The 19,715-nt window shown below is 69.7% G+C and carries 19 protein-coding genes, 1 pseudogene and 1 riboswitch; of the genes and pseudogenes, 3 read left to right on the plus strand and 17 right to left on the minus strand.

Features of this window, described 5'->3' with window-relative positions:
* Positions 1-10 precede the first annotated feature (10 nt).
* Positions 11-116: riboswitch (TPP riboswitch) on the minus strand.
* Positions 117-140: 24 nt separating this feature from the next.
* Positions 141-1,247: a 23S rRNA (adenine(2503)-C(2))-methyltransferase RlmN gene (rlmN, locus tag OG698_RS16185; RefSeq protein ID WP_326773897.1), complete on the minus strand. Its 1,107-nt coding sequence runs from the start codon at positions 1,245-1,247 to the stop codon at positions 141-143.
* 708 nt (positions 1,248-1,955) lie between these two features.
* Between rlmN and OG698_RS16190 the strand changes: the two genes are divergently transcribed.
* Both OG698_RS16190 and OG698_RS16195 read left to right on the plus strand, forming a co-directional pair.
* Positions 1,956-2,702, plus strand: coding sequence for a hypothetical protein (locus OG698_RS16190; RefSeq protein ID WP_406103666.1), 747 nt, complete (start codon positions 1,956-1,958; stop codon positions 2,700-2,702).
* Positions 2,699-3,082: a GntR family transcriptional regulator gene (locus OG698_RS16195; RefSeq protein ID WP_406103667.1), complete on the plus strand. Its 384-nt coding sequence runs from the start codon at positions 2,699-2,701 to the stop codon at positions 3,080-3,082. The genes OG698_RS16190 and OG698_RS16195 overlap by 4 nt, the downstream gene beginning before the upstream one ends.
* 1,056 nt (positions 3,083-4,138) lie before the next feature.
* On the opposite strand, the gene OG698_RS16200 is transcribed toward OG698_RS16195, so the two are convergent.
* The 5 genes from OG698_RS16200 to rpsB form a co-directional block, all read right to left on the minus strand.
* A complete protein-coding gene (locus tag OG698_RS16200; protein ID WP_406103668.1) occupies positions 4,139-5,395 on the minus strand; it encodes a phosphatidate cytidylyltransferase in 1,257 nt (418 codons plus the stop codon).
* An 8-nt stretch (positions 5,396-5,403) separates the two neighbouring features.
* On the minus strand, positions 5,404-5,961 hold the full coding sequence (frr, locus tag OG698_RS16205) for a ribosome recycling factor (RefSeq protein ID WP_093780078.1): 558 nt from the start codon (positions 5,959-5,961) through the stop codon (positions 5,404-5,406).
* 124 nt (positions 5,962-6,085) lie between these two features.
* Positions 6,086-6,856: a UMP kinase gene (gene pyrH / locus OG698_RS16210; RefSeq protein WP_100595086.1), complete on the minus strand. Its 771-nt coding sequence runs from the start codon at positions 6,854-6,856 to the stop codon at positions 6,086-6,088.
* Positions 6,857-7,066: 210 nt separating this feature from the next.
* Complete coding sequence (tsf, locus tag OG698_RS16215; protein WP_100595085.1) at positions 7,067-7,903, minus strand: translation elongation factor Ts; 837 nt, start codon at positions 7,901-7,903, stop codon at positions 7,067-7,069.
* Between the two features lie 92 nt (positions 7,904-7,995).
* Positions 7,996-8,922 (minus strand): 30S ribosomal protein S2, encoded by a 927-nt coding sequence (rpsB, locus tag OG698_RS16220; RefSeq protein WP_398375044.1) that lies wholly within the window; start codon positions 8,920-8,922, stop codon positions 7,996-7,998.
* A gap of 284 nt (positions 8,923-9,206) precedes the next feature.
* Between rpsB and OG698_RS16225 the strand changes: the two are divergent.
* A pseudogene (locus OG698_RS16225) lies at positions 9,207-9,707 on the plus strand (peptidoglycan DD-metalloendopeptidase family protein); the annotation flags it as partial.
* 478 nt (positions 9,708-10,185) lie between these two features.
* Here OG698_RS16225 and OG698_RS16230 read toward each other — a convergent pair.
* The 11 genes from OG698_RS16230 to lepB (OG698_RS16280) form a co-directional block, all read right to left on the minus strand.
* Complete coding sequence (locus tag OG698_RS16230) at positions 10,186-10,743, minus strand: helix-turn-helix domain-containing protein (RefSeq protein WP_366119838.1); 558 nt, start codon at positions 10,741-10,743, stop codon at positions 10,186-10,188.
* A 104-nt stretch (positions 10,744-10,847) separates the two neighbouring features.
* The gene (whiG, locus tag OG698_RS16235; RefSeq protein ID WP_100595082.1) at positions 10,848-11,684 is read right to left on the minus strand and encodes an RNA polymerase sigma factor WhiG; all 837 of its coding nucleotides are present in this window, start codon (positions 11,682-11,684) and stop codon (positions 10,848-10,850) included.
* Positions 11,685-12,031: 347 nt separating this feature from the next.
* Positions 12,032-13,192: a DNA-processing protein DprA gene (dprA, locus tag OG698_RS16240; protein WP_406103669.1), complete on the minus strand. Its 1,161-nt coding sequence runs from the start codon at positions 13,190-13,192 to the stop codon at positions 12,032-12,034.
* Positions 13,189-14,808 carry a YifB family Mg chelatase-like AAA ATPase gene (locus OG698_RS16245; RefSeq protein ID WP_406103670.1) on the minus strand — a complete coding sequence of 540 codons (1,620 nt, stop codon included), beginning with the start codon at positions 14,806-14,808 and terminating at the stop codon, positions 13,189-13,191. Before OG698_RS16245 ends, dprA begins: the two co-directional genes overlap by 4 nt.
* Entirely contained in the window at positions 14,808-15,191 is a 384-nt protein-coding gene (locus tag OG698_RS16250) for a YraN family protein (RefSeq protein ID WP_100595079.1), read from the minus strand. The genes OG698_RS16245 and OG698_RS16250 overlap by 1 nt, the downstream gene beginning before the upstream one ends.
* Positions 15,192-15,363: 172 nt before the next feature.
* Positions 15,364-15,672 (minus strand): DUF2469 domain-containing protein, encoded by a 309-nt coding sequence (locus OG698_RS16255; RefSeq protein ID WP_003965949.1) that lies wholly within the window; start codon positions 15,670-15,672, stop codon positions 15,364-15,366.
* A gap of 55 nt (positions 15,673-15,727) precedes the next feature.
* A complete protein-coding gene (locus tag OG698_RS16260) occupies positions 15,728-16,249 on the minus strand; it encodes an NUDIX hydrolase (protein WP_100595078.1) in 522 nt (173 codons plus the stop codon).
* On the minus strand, positions 16,239-16,994 hold the full coding sequence (lepB, locus tag OG698_RS16265; RefSeq protein WP_406103671.1) for a signal peptidase I: 756 nt from the start codon (positions 16,992-16,994) through the stop codon (positions 16,239-16,241). The genes OG698_RS16260 and lepB (OG698_RS16265) overlap by 11 nt, the downstream gene beginning before the upstream one ends.
* Positions 16,995-17,053: 59 nt before the next feature.
* Positions 17,054-17,947 (minus strand): signal peptidase I, encoded by an 894-nt coding sequence (lepB, locus tag OG698_RS16270; protein WP_406103672.1) that lies wholly within the window; start codon positions 17,945-17,947, stop codon positions 17,054-17,056.
* Positions 17,880-19,016 (minus strand): signal peptidase I, encoded by a 1,137-nt coding sequence (gene lepB / locus OG698_RS16275; RefSeq protein WP_406103673.1) that lies wholly within the window; start codon positions 19,014-19,016, stop codon positions 17,880-17,882. Before lepB (OG698_RS16275) ends, lepB (OG698_RS16270) begins: the two co-directional genes overlap by 68 nt.
* A complete protein-coding gene (lepB, locus tag OG698_RS16280) occupies positions 19,009-19,707 on the minus strand; it encodes a signal peptidase I (RefSeq protein ID WP_406103674.1) in 699 nt (232 codons plus the stop codon). The genes lepB (OG698_RS16275) and lepB (OG698_RS16280) overlap by 8 nt, the downstream gene beginning before the upstream one ends.
* Between the last annotated feature and the right edge of the window lie 8 nt (positions 19,708-19,715).

A 19,715-nucleotide genomic window follows, 5' to 3' on the forward strand; every position in this document is an offset into this window, starting at 1 on the left:
GGCGCAACAGCTTGAGTGGCGACCGAACTTCCTACCCAGAATGACCTGGGCAAGGTTCAGAGGGTCTGCGGCCGATGCCGCACTCTCAGCGCTGTGGCGCTCCCCTGTCGGAATATGAAGATGTACGTACGCCAGTCAGGTTACCGCTCGGTGGCGGCGAGCTGGCCGCACGCCCCGTCGATCTCCTGGCCACGGGTGTCGCGGACGGTGACCGGGACCCCGTGGGCCGCGATGGCCTCGACGAAGGCCTTCTCGTCCTCGGGGCGCGAGGCCGTCCACTTCGAGCCCGGCGTCGGGTTCAGCGGGATCAGGTTGACGTGGACCCGCTTGCCCTTGAGCAGGCGGCCGAGCCGGTCACCACGCCAGGCCTGGTCGTTGATGTCGCGGATGAGCGCGTACTCGATGGAGATGCGGCGGCCCGACTTCTCGGAGTACTCCCACGCCGCGTCGAGGACCTCGCGGACCTTCCAGCGCGTGTTGACCGGGACGAGAGTGTCGCGCAGTTCGTCGTCGGGGGCGTGCAGCGAGACGGCGAGACGGCACTTGAGGCCCTCGTCGGCGAGCCGGTGCATCGCGGGGACCAGACCGACGGTCGAGACGGTGATCCCGCGCTGCGAGAGGCCGACGCCGTCGGGCTCGGGGTCGGTGAGCGCGCGGATGGCGCCGACGACCCGCTTGTAGTTGGCCAGGGGCTCGCCCATGCCCATGAAGACGATGTTGCTCAGGCGGGCCGGGCCACCCGGGATCTCGCCGTCGCGCAGCGCGCGCATGCCGTCGACGATCTGGTGCACGATCTCGCCCGTCGACAGGTTCCGGTCGAGGCCGGCCTGTCCCGTGGCGCAGAACGGGCAGTTCATTCCGCAGCCCGCCTGCGAGCTGATGCACATGGTGACCCGGTCCGGGTAGCGCATCAGGACGGACTCGACGAGCGTGCCGTCGAAGAGCCGCCACAAGGTCTTACGGGTGGTGTCCTGGTCCGTCGACAGATGCCGGACGACCGTCATCAGCTCCGGAAGCAGCGCCTCCTGCAGCTTGCCGCGCGAGCCGGCGGGGATGTCGGTCCACTCCGCGGGGTCGTGCGCGAACCGCGAGAAGTAGTGCTGCGACAGCTGCTTGGCGCGGAACGGCTTCTCACCGATCGCGGCAACGGCCTCCTTCCGCTCGGCGGGCGAGAGGTCGGCGAGGTGCCGCGGCGGCTTCTTGGCTCCGCGCGGGGCGACGAAAGTGAGTTCTCCGGGCTTAGGCATAACTCTTCCAGTGTCGCAGATCCATTTGCGTGACCTGGGCGCACAGAGATGAGCGGTAGTCGTCACTGGCCGCCACTGGCCGTCATCGGCCGTCGTGGGCCCTCCTCCGACGGCCCGCAGACGGCCCGACCCGCCCCCTCCTGCGGAAACATCCACGCAGGTTGGCACGCTGATCGGCAACTCATGTCACGGTCACCCGTCTGTCGTGGGCGACGCTTGAGCCCACTGGCAGCCCGGGGCGATCCGAGTGATCGTCGGGAGTCCGTTCCGGCTCATCGCTCGGCCAATGTCCGGTGCATCGCATCTTGAGCGCAGGCCATCGAACTTTGACGGACTCGAGTTTGCATCATCGAAGTCTGATCACGCCTGGTCAGCGACTCGGCAAGGCCGGACGTCCCGGAGCGGGGTATCCCGGAGCGGGGTGCCCCGGAGCGGGGCGTCCCGTCTCCCATGGCCTAGCCCCGTCTCGTGTGACCTGGTCCGCATTGCTTGCGGTCTCAGGTGATCTGGTTCGCTGGTTCCTGGTTCGCCAACGCGTTTGAGGCGGGCTGTCGCTCATGGGGGCGACGTCTTCCGCGTCCGGGACGGATCGCAGTACTGCCCGACCTTCTTGTACTGAACATTTGACACAAGATCCCGGGTGGGCCACCTTGTACCTACAGTTTGTATCTATGACTTGATACAAGTGCGCACATCGGGGGTCCCCTCATGCTCGACACCGTTCCGCCTGCATCCCGCGCCCGCGCGGACCGCTACGCACGCTCCGGCGGCCTGACCGCCGGCGCCCTCCTCTCCCTCTGCCTGATCGACAACTCCGGCGGGCTCGGGACCGGAGCCCTGATCGCCATACCCGCGTTCGGCCTCTGCGCCGCGGCCGGTGTACTGCTCGGCGAATACATCACTGCCCGTCCTCAAGGCGCCGTCCGCACTGCCGGACTCACCCCGCGCCGGATCCGCGACTACGTTCCGCCCCAGCTGACGGTGTTGCTGCTCATCGAGGCAGCCCTGCTCATCGCGCTCCTCGTCACCGCGACCGCGATCGGCTCCCCCGACGACGTGGGCCGGGCAGGACGCGTGCTCAGGATGGCCTGCTCCGGCGTGACCGAATCCCACGGTCCCTGGCCCGGGTCCTTCTACGCCGGTCCGGCCCTCGCCTCCCTGGCCCTCGGCACCGGCGCCTGCGGTCATGCCCTGCGGCACATCACCCGCCGCCCCGGCGATGATCAGGAGCGCCGAGATCGGGCGTTGGCCATCACCGCGGCGTGGGGCCTGCTGGTCGCCGCTCCCCTGGCCGGCACCGCGTGGAGTGCCGCCGGGTCGCTGCGCGGACTGAGCTGCGACGGCGTGCTCGGCGGCGTGGCCGCCTGGACCCTCCTTCCCATCTGCCTGGTCTCCCTGAGCACCGCGATCTGGTGCCTGATCACCGTCGTCGCGCCGAAGGCGGCCCGGCGGTGACCGGCCCGGCCGTGCGGGTGGACACCGCCAGTCCCGTCCCGCCCTACGAGCAGATCCGCGCCCAGCTCGCGGCCCTGATCTCCTCAGGGCGACTGCCGGAGGACGAACGGCTGCCGACCATCCGGCAGCTGGCGTCCGACCTGGGGCTGGCTGCCGGCACGGTCGCCCGGGCCTACCGAGAACTGGAGGGCGCCGGCCTGATCCGCGCCCGGCGTGGCGCGGGGACCCGGGTGGCGTCCCTGCCCCCTTCGGCCAAGCACCCTTCTCCTGAGGAACTCGCGCCCCTGGCCCGGCGATTCCGGGACGAAGCCCGGACGCTGGGCGCGGATGACGCGGCAATCACGCAAGCACTGCGTTCCGTACTGGCGGACGCAGACTGAGCCGACTTGATCCCGAACTCCCGGGGCATGCCCCAGCCCGCCTCCGCCAGGACTGCCGCCCAGGAATGGCGGCAGTTCGAAACGACGCAACCTGACCAGATCAGCTGAGACAGCTTCCTGCATCCAGTCACCCAGGACCGGATCAGCCGAGATCCTGGGTACGCTCATGCCTCAACCCATCCGGTCACCCCAGGACACAGGCCCGAGCCGGGGGACCAGATTGTTCGAGATGGGACAAGAGGCGAGTCCGCTTGCAGAGGAATTCGAACGCGCGATCTAATTGACGGTATGGACCACACCATCCCCGACGACGTCGTGAATACACAGCGGGAGTGGACCGCGGCGTACGAGCAACTGGCCAGGCAGCCCGGCCGCACCGCCCTGCGGCGTCGCTTGTACCGCCTTTCTGTGCGCTTGGCGGCCTACCCCCTCAGCCCCGCGGCGCGCGTAGAGCTTCGCCGCCGGGCCCGAGATGGGGAGGCCGAACGCGATTGACCAGCCGCGGTTCGATGGACACAGCGCTCCCCACCACCCGGATCCCGGCCTGCTGGACTGACGTCAACGGCTACCGGTCGAACGGTTACCCCCGCGAGGTCAACCTGGAGTGCCGCGAGAACGCTGACGACTGAGTGACGGAATTGCAGGCACCGGCGACCCGGGCCTGACCAATGGCCCCGATCCCAACCAGCGATCACGTTCGGGCGGCGGGAGACCGGTGCGGCCCCCGCCGCCCGATTTCATTTTCGGGAGATTCTTGTAGCAGGTCAGGGCTGCAGCGAGGCCGACGAAGGCAAGGAAGTGCGAGACCTTGCGTTCGCATCGGACGGTCAGCGGGCGATATCCGAACAGCCAGGAGATCGACCGCTCGATCTTCCACCGATGGCGGCCGAGCCGTTCGCCGGACTCGACTCCGGGGCGGGCGATCCGCGCCACGTGAGACACCGTCTCAGGCATGACCCTTCTGGTGTCGCAGGCATACGACAACGGGCCCGCCGCCCTGTGGACAACGAGCCCGTCACCTGAATCCGCTCAGGTCAGCCGGGATGATCGGGCCGGTCAGCCGGCTCCGACGAAGATCACCAGGAGCAGCCAGACCACCGGCGCCGTCGGGAGCAGGGAGTCGAGGCGGTCCATGATCCCGCCGTGCCCGGGGAGGAGCGTGCCCATGTCCTTGATCCCCAGGTCGCGCTTGATCATCGACTCGCCGAGGTCGCCGAGCGTGGCGCTGGCCGCGACCGCGAGCCCGAGCAGCAGGCCCTGCCACCAGGCACCGTCGTCGATCAGGAACTGCATGCACAGCGCGCCGGCGGCCATCGCGAACGTCACCGCGCCGACCAGCCCCTCACGGGTCTTGCCGGGGCTGATGCGCGGGGCGAGCTTGTGCTTGCCGAAGCGCCAGCCGATCGCGTACGCGCCGGTGTCGCTGACGACCGTCAGCAGCAGGAACGTCAGGACGCGCTGCGGCCCGTCGTCCGCGGTGAGCATGAGCGCCACGAAGGTCGCGAGGAACGGCACGTAGAACGCTGCGAAGACACCGGCCGTGACGTCCCTGAGGTAGCCCTCGGGGGGCTCCGTCATGCGCCAGACCAGGACCGCGAGCGCGGTGAGCGCCATCGCCACCCAGGCGCCCTCGGTGCCTCGGACATATCCGGCGACGACCATCGCCGCGCCGCCGATCGCGAGCGGCACGAGCGGCGCCTTGATGCCCTTGCGCTCCTCGAGCCGCGAGGTGAGCTCCCAGAGGCCGACGACGACGGCCACCGCTATCACGCCGATGAACACGGCCTTGACGATGAAGAGCGACGCGACGATCACCGCGCCGAGCCCCACCCCGACTCCTATGGCGGCCCCGAGGTCACGGCCCGCGCTCTTCTTCGGCGGTGCGGGGGCGGGCTGTGCGGCGCTTGGCATGGGCTCCTGCCGGCTCTCGTGCTGCGCCTCGTGCGGCGTCACATACGGCGTCTGGTGCTGCGTCGGGCGGTGCGTCTGATTCTGTGTCTGATGCTGCGGTTCGTGCTGTGTCTGATGCTGCGGTTCGTGCTGCCCCCCGCGAGGGTCCTCGTGCCGGCTCCCGCCCTGCGACTCGTCGCGGAACAGGGGACCGCTCGGCCGAGCAGCCCCCCGATCGTCGTCCTGGTCACGACCACCGGCGGGTACCTCGGGTATTTCGGGCACGATGGGCATGGGCCGAGTCTCCTCAACCGCATGCTGTTCGTACGCGGGACCCGCCGGGGAAGCCCCCTGGGAGGGCCCCTGGTCGGGCAGCCCCCAGTACCCGGCTCCGGTCGGCGCTCCCCAGGAAGAGTCGTTCACGGAATTCCTCAGACCTCGAGCAGCTCGGCTTCCTTGTGCTTGAGCAGCTCGTCCACCTGGGCGACGTACTTCGCGGTGGTGTCGTCGAGCTCCTTCTCGGCGCGGCGGCCCTCGTCCTCGCCGACCTCGCCGTCCTTGACGAGCTTGTCGATCGTCTCCTTGGCCTTGCGGCGGATGGAGCGGATCGAGATCTTGGAGTCCTCGGCCTTGGTCTTGGCGACCTTGATGTACTCCTTGCGGCGGTCCTGGGTCAGCTCCGGGAACGTCACACGAATGATGTTGCCGTCGTTGCTCGGGTTGACGCCGAGGTCCGAGTCGCGGATCGCCTGCTCGATGTTGCGCAGCGCGCTCTTGTCGAACGGGGTCACCACGGCCATCCGCGGCTCGGGCACGGAGAACGAGGCCAGCTGGTTGATCGGGGTCAGCGCGCCGTAGTAATCCGCCACGATCTTGTTGAACATCGCCGGGTGCGCACGGCCGGTGCGGATCGCGGCGAAGTCCTCCTTGGCGACCACGACGGCCTTCTCCATCTTCTCCTCGGCCTCGAGGAGGGTCTCTTCGATCACCACTTGCTCCTGCGTGTCTTGAGTGAGGCCCGGCATGCGCCCAGGGCGGCCGGCTGCGTCGTGTGTCTTTCCTGCACGGTGTCCGACCGGCAGGACATTGTCCATCCCCTGGCGGGGGGTCGTGTCAGGCCCGCGTTCCGTGGTCGCCCACGAGCGTGCCGATCTTCTCACCCTTGACCGCTCGCGCGATATTGCCCTCGGCGAGCAGTTCGAAGACGAGGATGGGCAGCTTGTTGTCGCGGCACAGGGTGATCGCGGTCATGTCGGCGACCTTGAGGTCGCGGGTGATGACCTCGCCATAGCTGAGCGCGTCGAACTTCACGGCCTCGGGGTTGGTCTTCGGGTCGGAGTCGTAGACCCCGTCCACCCCGTTCTTGCCCATGAGCAGCGCCTCGGCGTCGATCTCCAGGGCGCGCTGGGCGGCGGTCGTGTCGGTGGAGAAGTACGGCATGCCCATACCGGCGCCGAAGATGACGACGCGGCCCTTCTCCAGGTGGCGCACGGCGCGCAGCGGGATGTACGGCTCGGCGACCTGCCCCATGGTGATGGCGGTCTGCACGCGGCTGTCGATGCCCTCCTTCTCCAGGAAGTCCTGGAGTGCGAGGCAGTTCATGACGGTGCCGAGCATGCCCATGTAGTCGGAGCGGGCCCGGTCCATGCCGCGCTGCTGGAGCTCGGCGCCGCGGAAGAAGTTGCCGCCGCCGATGACGACGGCGATCTGCGCGCCGTCGCGCACGACGGCCGCGATCTCACGGGCGATCTTGTGCACCACGTCGGGGTCGACGCCCAGACCCCCGCCACCGGCGAACGCCTCGCCGGACAGCTTCAGCAAAAAGCGCCCCGCGCCTTTGCCGTCGTCGCTCTTGTCGCCCTTGTCGGCCTTGGTGGTGGTCATGGTGATCTCGCCTCTTTACTTGGCACACATACAAAGAAGGCCACTGCCGGTGGGGTGTTGTTCGCATCCCATACTCGGCAATGGCCTCCTCGTCACATCTGCGGTCGCCCGGCGCGGACGCGCGCGTGGCGGCGTACGCGGGAGACTGCTGTCGACCCTACTGGGATCTCGTCGACCCTAGCGGTGTCTTCCGGCTGTCGCGGTACGGACTCAGATGCCGACCTTGATGCGCGAGAAGCGCTTCAGGGTGACACCGGCCTCGTCCAGGACCTTCTGCACGGACTTCTTGTTGTCCAGCGCGTACGGCTGGCCGAGGAGGGTGGCCTCCTTGAAGAAGCCGTTGACACGACCCTCGACGATCTTCGGGAGAGCGGCCTCGGGCTTGCCCTCGGCGCGCGTGGTCTCCTCGGCGACGCGACGCTCGGACTCGACGACCTCGGCCGGGACGTCCTCACGGGAGAGGTACTTCGGCGCGAAGGCGGCGATGTGCTGCGCGATGCCCTTGGCGAGGTCGGCGTCGGCCTTGTCCAGCTCGACCAGAACACCGATCTGCGGGGGCAGGTCGGGCATGGTGCGGTGCATGTACGCGGTGACGTAGGCGCCGGAGAACTGCGCGAAGCGGTCGAGGACGATCTTCTCGCCGAGGTTGGCGTTGGCCTCGTCGACGTACGCCTGGACGGTCTTGCCGGGCTCGATCTCGGACGCGAGGAGCGCCGCGATGTCGGCCGGGTTCGTCTTGGCGGCGTGGGCGGCGAGGGAGTTCGCGACGGCCTGGAACTTCTCACCCTTGGCGACGAAGTCCGTCTCGCACTTCAGCTCGAGGATGACACCGGAGGTGTTGTCGTCGGCGATGAGGGAGACGACAGCGCCGTTCTCGGCGGAGCGGCCCTCGCGCTTGGCGACGCCCTTCTGGCCCTTGATGCGCAGGGCCTCGACGGCCTTGTCGACGCTGCCGTCGGCCTCGTCGAGCGCCTTCTTGCAGTCCATCATGCCGGCGCCCGTGAGCTCGCGGAGCTTCTTGACGTCAGCGGCGGTGTAGTTCGCCATGATCTGAAATTCTCTCTCGAAGTCTGAAAGATCTACGGGTGAACGGCGGGGGCCGACTCGGCCCCCGCCGTCAACTACCGAACCGGTGAGGTTCAGGCCTGCTCGGCGTCCGCGGCCGGAGCCTCGGCGACAACCTCGGTGACGACCTCGGTGACGACCTCGGCCTCGGCGTCGGCGACCTTCTCCGTCTCGGCGGAGGTCTGGACCTCAGCCTCGGCGGCCGGCTTCTCGTCGGCCTTCTTCTCGCCCTCGAGCAGGTCGCGCTCCCACTCGGCGAGCGGCTCGCCCGCGGCCTTCTCGCCCGGCTTCTGGTCGCCAGTGGCGGCACCGGAGCGGGCGATGAGGCCCTCGGCGACGGCGTCGGCGATCACGCGGGTGAGCAGGGTGACGGAGCGGATCGCGTCGTCGTTGCCCGGGATCTTGTAGTCGACCTCGTCGGGGTCGCAGTTGGTGTCGAGGATGGCGACGACCGGGATGTTGAGCTTCCGGGCCTCACCGACCGCGATGTGCTCCTTCTTGGTGTCCACGATCCAGACGGCGCTGGGCACCTTGGACATCTCGCGGATACCGCCGAGGGTCTTCTCCAGCTTGGCCTTCTCGCGGGAGAGGACGAGCAGCTCCTTCTTGGTGAGGCCGGACGCGGCCACATCCTCGAAGTCGATCTGCTCAAGCTCCTTGAGGCGCTGCAGACGCTTGTAGACGGTCGAGAAGTTGGTGAGCATGCCGCCCAGCCAGCGCTGGTTGACGTAGGGCATGCCGACGCGGGTCGCCTGCTCGGCGATCGCCTCCTGCGCCTGCTTCTTCGTACCGACGAACATGACCGTGCCGCCGTGGGCGACGGTCTCCTTGACGAACTCGTAGGCGCGGTCGATGTACGACAGCGACTGGAGCAGGTCGATGATGTAGATGCCGTTGCGCTCGGTGAAGATGAAGCGCTTCATCTTCGGGTTCCAGCGACGGGTCTGGTGACCGAAGTGGACGCCGCTTTCCAGCAGCTCCCGCATCGTGACGACGGCCATGGCCGTACTCCTTGGGTTCTCGGTTGCCGCGACCGCAGGATTGCTGTCGCGCCTGACGCCCCGCGCGCTGTGCCACGAGGGACCGAGGAGCGCGGACACCGTCACGAATGACCTGGTGTTGGGGCGTGCGAAGTCGATCGGGTGACCCCGATCGCCATCAGAAGTGTACGGGACCCGCGAGGTGCCGGGTGACGCCGCTGTCCACAACCGGTCGGTAGTCCACAGTTCCGGTCCATGATCCCCGCGGATCGCGTCGGGACGGGACCGTTCAGTGCATGCGACTGATGCTGATGCTGACGATGACCGCGGCGCTGGCGGGCCTCGTGCCGCCCCCGCCGGTACCGGCCGTGGGCGCCGCCTGGCCGGTGGGGACGCGGCCCCCGATCGTACGGGGCTGGGCCCCGCCGGCGACGGAGTACGGGGCGGGCCACCGCGGCGTGGACCTGGCCGCGCCGGTCGGCGCCTCGGTCAGAGCGGTGGCACGGGGCCGGGTGTCGTTCGCGGGCCGCGTGGCGGGCAGAGGGGTGGTGGCGGTGGAACTGTCAGGAACGGGCGATCCACCCCTACGGACTACGTATGAACCGGTGACGCCATCGGTGAAGAAGGGCGCCCGGGTAGCGCCGGGCGAGGTACTGGGCGCGCTGGAACCCGCGACAAACCATTGCGGCCCGATGTCCTGCCTGCACTGGGGCTTGCTACGGGGTGACACCTACCTCGACCCACTGTCCCTACTGCCACCCCGGCTCTTGCGCCAGGGTCCGTCGCGACTGCTGCCGGTGCTGGGGGCGGGTGGCGCGAGGGCGGGGATGGGTGGCGCGCCCTGGGCCGACCCGCCGTTACTGGTCCCGCTGCTGCCGGTCCGGTCGGCCATTCGTGCAGGTGCCGCGATGGCTGGCGCGCCTAGGACCTTCTCGCCGCTACTGCCGGACGGGGCAACGGCCGACACCGGTACGGCGATGGGTGCCGCGCCGGGGCCGGTCCCGCTTGCGCTGGTCCCGCCGCCCCTCAGGGCCTTTCGTTTGGATCAGGCCGGATCAGGGAGCGGGGTCATGGGAGTCCCCTCTGCTCGAGCGCAGCCGAGAGCTCGGGGGAGCGTGCATCGCAAGGCGGAGGAGGGAGTCGACGCGATGGGGTCCCCCTGCTCTAGCGCAGCCGAGAGCTTGGGGGGAGTCGGGGACCGACGACAACGCCGCGAGGTGCGGTGCCCAGACCCCTCGAGCCCGGCGTGATCCAAACGCAAGGCCCTAGGGCTCGCTCCCTGGATCAGCCGCTGACGCCCCGGAGGGCCATGCTCACGGCCGCTTCGGTGATGGCCGAGGGGTCTTCCGCCGCGCCCAGTTCGATGCGCCGGACCGCCGCGTCCACCACCCCCTGAAGGAGCATCGCCGCGAGGCGCGGTTCCGTGTGTCCCATGTCGGCGAGCGCCTCGACGATCATCGCGACCAGCCCGCCGTGGGCGGCACGGATCTTCTCGCGCGCCCCTGAGTCGAGTTCGCTCGCCGAGATGGCCACGACGGCGCGGTGCCGGCGGTCGCCCACCAGCGAGAGCTGCTCCCGCACATACGCCTCGACCTTGCCCTCGGGCGTCCCGGCGCGCTCCATCGCCGTGGAGACCTCCGCCGCCCAGACGGGGAAGTCGACCTCGCAGAGCTCTTCGACGACCGCGGCCCGCGACCGGAAGTACTCGTACACGGAGGACCGGGCGAGCCCGGTGCGCTCGGCGAGCGCGGGGAAGGTCAGCGCCTCCGTCCCGCCCTCGGACAACAGGGAGCGCGCCGCGTCCAGAAGGGCGCCGCGCTGCATCGACCGGTGCTCGGCCACTGAGGCCGCTCGAATCCTTGGCACGTCACCACTTTACGGACGGGAGGCGCGCCGCGGGAGTCGTCCTGCCCCACGCACCGCCCGGCAGGGACGATTCCGCATTGTCAGCGCCGGAAGCCGGCCAGCTTCGCGCGGAGCTGGAGGACGGACTTGGTGTGGATCTGACTGACGCGGCTCTCGGTCACGCCGAGCACATTGCCGATCTCCGCGAGGGTGAGGCCCTCGTAGTAGTAGAGCGTCACGACGGTCTTCTCGCGCTCCGGCAGCGTGTTGATCGCTCGCGCCAGATACCGCCGCAGCTCCCGGTCCTCGGCGACTTCGACCGGGTTGTCGGCGGCGTGGTCCTCGAGCGTGTCCATCAGGCTGAGCCGGTCGCCGCTCTCGCCACCGGCGTGCAGCAGCTCTTCCAGGGCCACCACGTTCGCGAGGGACAACTGGCTGAAGACCGCGTGCAGTTCCTCGACCCTGATGCCGAGCTCTGCGGCCACCTCGCTCTCCGACGGAGTCCGCCGCAGCTGCGCCTCGAGTGTGGCGTAGGCCCGCTCGACGTTGCGCGCCTTCTGTCGCACGGAGCGCGGAATCCAGTCGAGCGCCCGGAGTTCGTCGATCATGGCGCCGCGGATCCGGGTGATCGCGTATGTCTCGAACTTGATCTCGCGCTCGATGTCGAATTTCTCGATCGCGTCGATCAGTCCGAAGACCCCCGAGGACACGAAGTCGGCCTGTTCGACATTGGGCGGCAGCCCGACGCTGACGCGGCCCGCGACGTACTTGACCAGCGGCGAGTAATGCAGGATGAGCTGCTCGCGCAATCGCCCGTCGCCCGTCGTCTTGTACGACCTCCACAGCTCCTCGAGCGACGAGGGAGCAGGAGGCCGCACGCTGCCACGGGCAGCGGGTGGAACCGCAGCCCGGTCAGACCCGGAGGTGTGCTGGGGCATTCGTCGCCTTGTGCCGTTCTGCCGTGAACTGGGGATTTGTGCGCCTGGCGCCGGACTGATGGTAAAGATCCCGAGTTACCTGTCTGATGCTTGGTTGCCCATCTGATCGTGGTTGCTCTTCGTTGCCAGGCTGATTCCGGATTGAACCGAACGAGCCGGAATCCTGGTGAGCGTAGCGTGACTGGAGTGTCGCAGTGTGCGAAGGCTATTGGATCGCACGTGCGCAGATACGTTCCGTTGGGCGACTTGCGGGGTCACATCCGTCGCTGTACGTGACCGGGCCGAAACGCCAACGCCCCGTAATGCCAAGGGGTTCGGCCGTCATCCGGACGGCGCAACACCCTCCGTCACCGATCATCTCCTTCCGGCAAGACAGGCTGGATCGCCTGGCGTGTCAACTGCCAGCCATCGCTGTGTCGTTCGACGAACCCCAGTGAGCGCAGTTCGTACAACCTCCCGATCGCGTCATCGACTCCGGTGCCCGCAGCCCGGGCGATGTCCCCCGCCCCGACAGTTCCGCCGGCGGGCAGCGCCGCCAGGACCGCCGCGGCACCCGGCGCGAGCAGGTCGTGCGGCAGTACGGGTCCGCGCCGCGCCGGGGCGAGGTCCCCCATGTCCCCGACCAGCTCCATGACTTCCGCCGCGTCGGTGACGAGAACCGCTTCCCCGCGCAGCAGTTCGTGCACCCCTTCGGAGCTGGTACTCGTGACCGGCCCAGGAACCCCCATCGTGTGACGGCCGAGGCGCTGCGCCCACCGCGCCGTACCGAGAGCACCGCTGCGATAGGCGGCCTCCACGACGACGGTCCCCCGGGTGAGCGCGGCGATCACGCGGTTACGGAGGATGAATCTGCTCCGCGTCGGATGATCACCGGGCGGCAACTCCGCGATGACGAGCCCCTGTTCCGCGATCCGCTCGATCAACTGGACGTGGCCGCGCGGATAGGGCCGGTCGACCCCGCAGGCTAGGACCGCCACGGTGGCACCGCTCGCGCCGAGGGTCCCGCGATGGGCGGCCGCGTCCACCCCGTACGCCCCGCCCGACACGACGACGCTGCCGCGCTCCGCGAGCCCCGCACCGAGGCTCGCCGCCACCCGTGCCCCGTAGTCCGTGCAGGCCCGCGCCCCCACGACGCCGACGGACCGCAGCGCCCATATCCGCAGGGACGGCCGCCCCCGCACCCATAGGGCGACGGGCCGCGCGTCGCCGAGATCGTCCAGCTGGGCCGGCCACTCCGCGTCCCCGGGACACACGATCCGCGCGCCCGCGCCCGCCGCCAGTTCCAGGTCACGCTCGGGCAGCACGTCGGCCGCTCTGGCCCGCAGCCCCGCCCAGCGGCCCTCGCTCACCCCGGGCAGCGGCTCCCCGCCCTCGACGATGCGCCGCGCGACCTCCACCGCCCCGAACTCCCTCAGCCACCGCCCCGCCGTCTCGTCGCCGGGCTCGACGATCCTGGTGAGGGCGGCCCTCGCGAGCCGGATCCCGTCGGAGATCTCCGCTCCGCTCATGCCGACCTCCCGAGGGCCATGGCCACACCGCGCGAGATCCCGGTGCGCAGCTGAAGGGCGAGCGCCACGTCCTGTGCGCGCGGCCGGTCCCGGCCGCAGAGGTCCGCGACAGTCCACGCCACCCGCAGCACACGATCGACGCCCCGGGCGGTCAGGAAGCCGCGTTCCAGATCGGTCTCGACATCGTCCATGGCCCCCGGCGCGGCGGGCCACCGAGTGCGCAGCGCGTGCCCAGGCACCTCGCTGTTCGTCCGCCAGGGCGTGTCCGCGAGCCGTGCCGCGCCCCTCTCGCGGGCTGCCCGCACCCGCTCGCGGACGACGGCGGTGGTCTCGCCCTGCGCGCCGCTCCCGGTCAGCTCCGCACGCGTGACGGGCTCCACGTCCACCTTGAGGTCGACCCGGTCGAGCAGCGGCCCGGAAAGGCGCGCCTGATAGCGGCGGACCGCAGCCGGCGGGCACTCGCAGCCGCCACCCACGAGCGAGTGGTTGCCGCACGGGCACGGATTGGCGGCCAGGGCCATCAGGAAGCGGGCGGGCAGGCGCACCACCCCGGCACTACGGGCGATGACCACGTGGCCCGACTCCAGCGGCTGGCGCAGCGCGTCGAGTGCCTGGCCGCTGAATTCCGGCGCCTCGTCAAGAAAAAGCACCCCTCTGTGGGACAACGACACGGCGCCCGGCCGCGGCATCCCCTGTCCGCCGCCGACGAGAGACTGCATCGTCGCCGAGTGGTGCGGCGCGCAGTAGGGGGCGGTGTCGACCATCGGTTTGCCCGGCGGCAGCATGCCCGCCACCGAGTGGATGGCCGTCACTTCGAGGGCTTCCTCGCGGGTGAGCGGTGGCATGACCAGCGGCAGCCGCTCGGCGAGCATGGTCTTTCCGGCACCGGGCGGTCCCTGGAGGAGGACGTGGTGGGCCCCGGCGGCGGCGACCTCGATCGCCGTGCGTGCGGCGCGTTGGCCGACGACATCGGCCAGATCGAGGATGTGGGCGTCGTGCGGCATCCCGGCGAGACCCACGCCAAGGCCCTGGCCCGGGATGCTCAGGCCCGCGAGCATCGGGTCGGGGCGTCCGGTCTCGTCGGGCGGCTCGTCCGGGACCGGCTCGTCCGTCAGGACCGCGACGAGCTGCCGCAGGCTCCGTACGCCGAGGACGGAGACGCCCGGGACGAGCGCGGCCTCGCCGGCCGAGCACTCCGGCACCACGACCTGTTCGTAGCCCGCGTCGGCCGCCGCGAGGACGGCCGGGAGCACCCCGCGAACGGGCCGTACGCGGCCGTCGAGTCCCAGCTCGCCGATCATCACGACCTCGGAGAGGACTCTCGGGTCGATCCGCTCGGCCGCTCCCAGCACGGCGCTGGCGATGGCCAAGTCAAATCCGCTGCCGCTCTTCGGCACGGACGCCGGGCTGAGCCCCACCGTGAGTTTCTTCTGCGGCCACTCTCCGCCGGAGTTGACGACCGCCGCCCTGACCCGGTCGCGGCTCTCGGACAGGCTCTTGTCGGGCAGTCCGACCAGCGTGAAAGCGGCGACCCCGGGCTCCAGGTCGGCCTGGACCTCGACGACCACCCCCTCGACCCCGACGAGGGCCACGGAGCATGTGCGCGCGAATCCCATCAGGCCACACCCCGTGCGTGCTCGACGACGGGGGCGCCGCGCTCCGGCAGAAGGACCCCGACCAGATCAATGCGTACGCCGCCGGGTGGCGCTCCCCCGTGTTCCTGAACCCAGCGCTCCGCCAGGTCGCGCAGCCGCTGGGCCTTGACGGGGGTGACCCCGGCCATCGGATGCTCGAAGGACCCGGCGGGGCCGCCCGCCCTGCGGGTCTTCACCTCGCAGACGACGAGCGCGTCGCCCTCCCGGGCGACGATGTCGATCTCACCGGTCCTGCCCGCGCGCCAGTTGCGCTCGATGACCGTCATTCCGGACTCGGCCAGCCGCCGTGCGGCCAGCTCCTCGCCGTACTTTCCGAGTGCGCTGCGTGCCTTGGACGCGTTCATGTCGGCACCACCTCCGACGCCCACGCTGAGGCATGGACGCCGAAGAAGTGGATCTTGGTGCACTACTCACGCGTTGTGGATAACCCGGCCACCCGATCCGGCGAGCTCACCCACCCGAGAGCCTCGGATCGCCCGCCCGCGAGCCCCGGCTCACCCGCTCAGAAGCCCCGGCTCATCCACCCGGCAGCTCCAGATCGCTCTTGTTCAGCTCCTCGATATTCACGTCCTTGAACGTGAGCACCCGGACCTGCTTCACGAACCGTGCGGGCCTGTACATGTCCCACACCCAGGCATCCGCCATGGATACCTCGAAGAAAACCTCACCCTGGACCGAGTGCACCTGCATCTCGTAGTCGTTGGTGAGATAGAAGCGCCGTTCGGTCTCGATCACGTATTTGAACAGACCGACGACGTCGCGGTACTCCCGGTAGAGCTTCAGCTCCATCTCGGTCTCGTACTTCTCGAGGTCCTCGGCGCTCATGGCATGTTCCCCTTCAGCCGTGCGTCCCCCTATTGTGCGTCAGCCCCGTACGCCTCTAGACGATTTCCGTGTCGAGGACTTCGGGACGACTCGGGGGACCCTCGTCGAGCAGCCGTTCCAGCAGCCCGGCGAGCCTGGTCGGATACACCGTCTCATGTGCCTCGGTCAGTTCCCGGCACGTCCACCAACGTGCTCCGGCGACGCTGCGCCGTTCCAGCTCGGTCAGGCCCGCCCCGGCGATCTCCGCCCCGGCCACCGCGGCCGTCGTACGGGCCAGGAAGTACCACTCGTCCTGGTCCCAGCGCCGCCCGTCGAACGGGAAGGAGCAGGTGCGGCGCCACAGGACCGGGCCGAGCTCGACGTCCGTGATGCCGGTCTCCTCCGCGAGCTCGCGCAGCGCGGCCTGCTCACGGGTCTCGTCGCCCTCCAGGCCGCCGCCCGGGGTGAACCACCAGTCGTCGGCGGTGTCCCCCGGCTCGTGCCCGTGCAGCAGCAGAATGCGGTCGTCGGGATCGAGCAGTACGACCCGTGCGACCTTCCGCAGCTCCCGGCCGGCGCCCGGAGGCTCAGCCCGCAAGGGCCCGCTCCCCCACCGACGCGCGCGACCGGCGGCGGCCCTTGCTCGCGCGCTTGGCGATCGGCCCGTACGCGGCACCGCCGAGCACCAGCACGGCGCCCGCGACCACGGCGGCCAGGACCAGCTTCAGGGGACCCGGCTGGGAGAGCCCGCCCGGCAGCGCCTCGAAGCCGGTGGGTCGCGCGAGCATGCCGTCCATCGGCCAGGCCACGGCGTCGACCCGGGCGGCGACGGCGCTGCGCGGCACCGTTCCGTGGCTGGAGTCGCCGATGTGGACGCTGGAGTCGAGAGAGCCGCTGCGCTCGTCGCCGAGCAGGAAGAGGCGGCCCTCAGGGACCGTGGTGGTGGGGATGCCCGTGGCCGAGGGGCCCTGTCCCTTGGGGAGATACGGTTCGGCAATCTCCTTGCCGTTGACGGTCAGCTTGCCGGCCTCGCAGCAGGCGATCTTGTCGCCGCCGATGCCGACGACGCGCTTGACCATGGGCATGTCGCCCCACGCCGACTCCGTGAAGACGACGACGTCGCCGCGCTTGACCTCACTGCCGTCGATCCGCTGCGCGAGGACCCGGTCGCCCGCGCCGATCGTCGGCGTCATCGACTCGGTGGGCACGGTGTACGGCTGGTACACGATGGCGCCCCACACGAATCCGCCCAGGAACAGCACACAGCCGAGGGCCACGGCCAACCCCGACAGCGTGCTGCCGAGCCGGCCATGGCCCTCGTCCGTACGACGTGTCCTGCTCATCCCAGTTGCTCCCCGCCTCGGAGACTCGCCGTGGAAGATCGGCGATCTGGGACGGCACCCTACCCGGCGGTCTGCGCCTCAGAAACCCTGGTGTTCCCCTGGGTAAGCCGGCGCCTGCGCCACAGCACGAGCGGTGCGGCGCCCGCGAGCCCGAGCGCGCCCGGGGCCGCTCCCATCGCCGCGCTGAGGCCCGGCTGGTCGAACGTGTCCGGCACCGGCAGGGTCGTCCAGCGGGTGGGCGGCCAGGCGATCACGATCGCGCGGCCCACGACGTTGTCCACGGGCACGAAGCCCTGGTTGCTGTCCTGCTGGTGGTACCGGGAGTCCATGGAGTCCTGACGGTGGTCACCCATGACCCAAACTTTGCCAATGGGTACGGTGACCTTGAACTTGCCGCCCACATTGTCGTCACTGCACGGGGTGTTCCCCGGGTAGACGTAGGGCTCGTTCAGCGCCTTGCCGTTGACCGTGAGCGGGCCCGTCCCGTTGCACTCGATCGTGTCGCCGCCGACGCCGATGACGCGCTTGATGAGGTCCTTCTCGTTGGTGGACGGCATCAGGCCGATCCAGCCGAGGAAGCGCTGCACCGGATTCGGCTCGGCCGTCGGCTCGTCCCTCAGCCAGCCGTCCGGGTCGTGGAAGACGATGACCTCGCCACGCCCGGGCTCGGAGCCGAACCACGGCGTCAGCTTGTCCACGAGCACGCGGTCGCCGATCTGCAGGGTGTTCTCCATCGACGCCGACGGAATCGAGAACGCCTGCACCAGGAACGTCTTGATCACCAGCGCCAGGACCAGCGCGATGACGATCAGGAGCGGAAGCTCCTTCCAGAAGGAGCGGGGCTTCTTCGCCCGGCCTCCCGCCCTGCCGTCGTCACCGTGGCCGTCACCAGGGCCGTCGCCCCGTCCACCACCGTGCCCGTCGCCGTTCGCGGCGCCATTGTCGAGGTTCACGGCGCCCGTCGCGGCCGATGCCGCTCCGTCGTCGGATCGCCCGGGCTGCTCGTCGGGCCCTTGCCCTGACCGTGCGCCGACCGCCAAGTCCCCCACATCCACTCCTCACTCCGTGCTGCTGCCTGTCGTCCCATACGCGATGCAGGCCCACCACTCCCATAACGAGCGGGAGTTCCGCAGGGCTCGGGAGAGGGATCAATCCGTTCAGATCCTCGGAGGCCACCCTATGCGACGGTTGCCGGGCCGCGGCCGATCTGTTCTGCGCGGCGGCCACCGTCGCGTAGGTGTCCGGCTCCGGGAGCGTGGTCCAGTGACCGACCGGCCAGGCGATGACGCGGGCGCGTCCGACGACCGACTTCTCCGAGACGGTGCCGCTGAACGCCTCGGTGCGGTGGAAGCGCGAGTCGGCCGAGTTGGAGCGGTGGTCACCCATGACGAACAGGCGCCCCTTGGGCACCTTGACCTCGAATTCGAACTTCGACGGCACGTCTCCGGGGTGGATGTACGGCTCGTTCAGGGGCGTCCCGTTGACCGTCACTCGGCCCTGCTTGTCGCAGCACTTGACGGTGTCACCGCCGACCGCGATGACCCTCTTGATGAGGTCGCGCTCGTCGTCGGAGGGCAGAAGGCCGATCCAGGTGAGGCCTTCTTTCACCTGCTTGACGCCGACGGGGGCGTCCTTCTTCGCGCCCTGTTCCTGTTCCAGCCACTTACCGGGGTCCTTGAACACGACGACGTCGCCGCGGTGCGGCTTCGCGCCGAACCACGGGGTGAGCTTGTCGACCAGGACCCGGTCGCCGATCCTGATCGTCTGCTCCATGGAGCCGGACGGGATCACGAAGGCCTGGACGAGGAACGTCTTCAGGACGAGCGCAATCAGCAGCGCCACGCCTATGAGGAGCGGGATCTCCTTGAGCGCGGAGCGCCGTCGGCGTCGCTTGACCTTGCGCGCCAGCCTGCGCCGCTCGGCACGGCCCGGCAGCGGCGGGGTGCCGGCGCGGCGCGTCCCGGTGGGCAGGCGGGTGTCACCGCCGCCCCTGCGCGAGTGGGAGCGTCCGCGGTTACCCATGGGCACCGCCGGGTCCGGGCACGCGCGCGTAGACGTCGTTACGGGACAGGGCGCCCCAGTGGCCCGTCGGCCAGGCGATCCACTGGGCCCTGCCGATCACTTCGCCCACGGGGACCATGCCGCCGCCGGGCGCGCCCAGGTAGTCGCGTGAGTCCCGGGAGTCGCCCCGGTGATCACCGAGCAGGAAGAGGGTGCCGTCGGGCACGACGAGGTCGAAGGGGACCTTCGAGGGGGTGTTCCCGGGGTACAGGAACGAACTCTCGTCCACCGGTTCGCCGTTCACCCCGATCCTCCTCTTGCTGTCGCAGCAGACCACATGGTCTCCCCCCACGCCCACGACCCGCTTGATGTAGTCGGCGTCACCGAAGTACCCGGTCCCGTCGAAGACCACGACGTCGCCCCGCTGCGGCTCAGCACCGAAACGGTACGCCAACTTGTTTACGAGAACGCGGTCCCCGACCCTCAATGCGGGCTCCATGGAACCGCTGGGGATCTGGAAGGGCTGCATCACGAAGATGCTCAGCAGGAGCAGAGACACGAGGCAGAGCAGCGCCGACAGGGTCAGGCCGCCGCCGGGAAGCCAGGACGCGGCCCACGACACAAACGCGAAACGCGACCGCTCCTCCTCGCCCTCATGTACGGAGGGTTGGGAGGCGCGATCGCGTTCCGTTGTCTGTGCTTCGGTGTCCATCGAGGCCA

The sequence above is a fragment of the Streptomyces sp. NBC_01003 genome (assembly GCF_045162695.1).
In the GTDB taxonomy this organism is placed as follows: domain Bacteria; phylum Actinomycetota; class Actinomycetes; order Streptomycetales; family Streptomycetaceae; genus Streptomyces.